Raw genomic sequence first — 2,812 nt, 5'->3', positions numbered from 1 at the left:
AACCCCCCGCACTGCGATACGACACCCGCCAACCACCATCAACCCACACCACCGACGGCTCCACCCCAGCCGCCCACTCCGACGACGACCCAACCCCGCCATCGGCCGAAGCCGCACCATTCCACTCGAACGCCGCCGGCCCCCCGGGCAACGACGACTCATCCCCGATGCGCCGACGCCTCGCGGTCCGCCCAGCAGCCTGTTCGTCTCGCTTTCTGCGCCTGTCGAGCTTGTCCTTCCGCGCCTGGAGCTGAGCTTTGAAAGTATCGAACTCGGCGAACGTCTTGCCCGTGTTGACGAGCCGGTAGGCGTGCGTGGGTACGTCGACGACCCACGGGTTGGCGACCCGGTAGGCAGCCTTGGCTGCGTCGTCCAACGGCTTCAACGGCACCTTGGCCACCATGAAAACGCTGTTGACGCCATCCGGCCCGACCGGCCATCTTCCTACCCGCAGAGTGATCTCCGCACCCTCAGAAAGATCCACCTCCCACCCATCGATTGTCCTACCCGGACCGCTGAGCTGAAGATCGACAGGCTTGGGTATTCTGGCATGCTTGTTCAAGGTCTCGTCGAGAGATATGCCCTCGGCAAGGTCCCACCGATCCCACAGCTCCCAGAAGGAGTTTCTGCGGTGCCACTCGATGTCGCGCACAGTGGGGACGGCGGCCAACTCCCAATATAGGGCCTGCCCCCCGTTCTTCTCGGCCGGGATTTCGACGACCGCGACGGGCCGACCATCGGTGTCATAACCGAGTTCGAGAACCACATTCGTCATGTCCTGGGGGACGACGAACGAACTCCCGTCGGCAACTTTGGCGGCCCCCCGTGGGATGACGAGGCTCTTGGTTGCCCTCGCTTCATCATCACCCGCGCGGAATTTTATGCCCAACACCCCTGAGTCGCGGTACAAATTCGTCGACATCTGGAAGGAGTCACTGAACAACGGCTTGTGGAATTCCCACACTCGGGCGGATGCTCTTTTCCTCAGTTCGGCCAGCTCGCTGTCGGTGAACCTACGGTCGAGTACCCGGTAGATGACGTCACCGGCGGCTGCGCTGTACGGGATTCTGGCAATACCGACGCCTCCCCCGTCGACCTTCCCGAAGTCGATAGCGACCACGTCACCCGGGGCGACAATTTGGGTGGTATCCAGAACAGGACCATTTTTGCCGCCTACCTGGAGGAACAGAGATGTGCGGCGGCTGGGGCCCCCGGCTTCGCTGGCGGTTAGGCGGAGGGTGAACGGGGATTCGAGTCGCGGGCTCTCGTCCCGCCAGCCGCTGTCTTCCTGGAGGCTGTTGAAGTACCGGCGATGTTCTATGAGTTCGCGGACCTGCCTGTCGAGGGAGACGGGGGCGCCGAGGCCGAGACCGGGCGGGTGCTCTGGCTGCCGACGGATGTGCGCGAGATTACGGTGGAAGGTACGCTTCAGAAAATGTCCGTGCCTGCCGACCAGATTGGCTTCCGCTGCGGCGATCCCGTCTTTCAGCAGGGCGATCACATCGTTGAAGAAGGCATCCAACTTCTCCTTTACGTTGGCGGGCACGGCTGTCTGCTGGAAGCCACTGCCGAGGCGGGAATCGGCTGGATCACGAGGCCGGAGAAGGTGGTAGGCACCCTTCCAGAAAACGACCTGCTGCCGGGTGGCACCAGCATCGGGCGTCGGGCCGATGTCTTCTGGAGCATCGAACGGATGGTGGACCCGCATCGGCTTGCCCAACCCCCCGGCGAAGATATGGGGGATCACATACGCGAGTTCGTGATCTCCGGACCCCGCGTTCGAGAGCTTGTCGAGCCAGATCCGGTGCAGGGCTTGCCGTTGCTGCTCCGACACGCCCTCCGGATACGGAAGGATCTCCTTGAACGTCGACTGCTCACCCCGGGCGAGGTCATCGGCCAGCTTTCGAGCCGCCCAGGCGCGCAGTCCAACGACGTTGGTGACGCCCGGCATCGTTAACAACTCCGGAGTGTTCAACAACGAACGGTAGAAGGCGTTGGTTGCTCTCCCTCCCTCCGCGCGGGAGATGTCGAACACGCCGCGCACCCACTCGTCAAACTGGGCCTCGACATAGTACGCAGCATGCCCCAACCGCGTGGTCGCCGCTATTACTCGCTCATCGAAGTCCTGCGGCGACCACTCCGAGCCATTCGCCGGAGTCGCCATGTCCATTCCTGCGTACGGGTCCGCCGCTATTCCGAGCGGGTCCGCCGCCCACCCCAGGTCCGCGAACTCCCGGCCAAGACCATACGGGTCGTAGTATTCCGCTGATTCGGACGGCTGCCCGCCCGCGTCGGCGTCGGCGTCGGCCGGGGGGTGCCATTCCATCGCCGCCGGCCGGCCCGGCAGCGAACCCGAAACCCGCTCCGACGACCCGACGTCCGACCCGGACGACGCCGAATCCGACTCGGGCGACCCAACCGGCCGAGGCGCGACCGTGGGAGCCACATACGACGCAGCCGTCTCCCGGATCTGCTCGAGCTCCCAGGCGGTGAACCCCGGCTCGTTCAGATGATCATCACCCTCGCGCCTGGAACCCCTGAGCAGATCACCCGGCGAAGCATGATGCGGCACCCCGGCGAAATGCTTCAACTCATGCCCATACGCACGAGACGGAAGACCCGCAAGCCAATGCAACTGGGTGATCCGACCGTCAGTGCCATCCGTACTCACATAGACGTTGTGGCTGTCCTTCAGGTCACTGTCGTAAGGGCTGAGCCGAACCACCGTCTCCGCGGCCGGATCGAACACCACCGCCACCGCCTGCGACCCACCCTGCGACCCCAACCCCGCGTTGGTCTGCACCACCCACTG

General features: G+C 64.3%; 1 protein-coding gene. It reads right to left on the bottom strand.

The features are described from left to right. The coding region (locus B0E53_RS35075; protein WP_146167923.1) for a hypothetical protein at positions 1-2,758 on the bottom strand (2,758 nt) is incomplete at its 3' end. Positions 2,759-2,812 lie beyond the last annotated feature (54 nt).

The organism is Micromonospora sp. MH33 (genome assembly GCF_003013775.1).
GTDB lineage: Bacteria > Actinomycetota > Actinomycetes > Mycobacteriales > Micromonosporaceae > Micromonospora > Micromonospora fulviviridis.
This window is presented reverse-complemented; position numbering and strand designations above follow the sequence as displayed.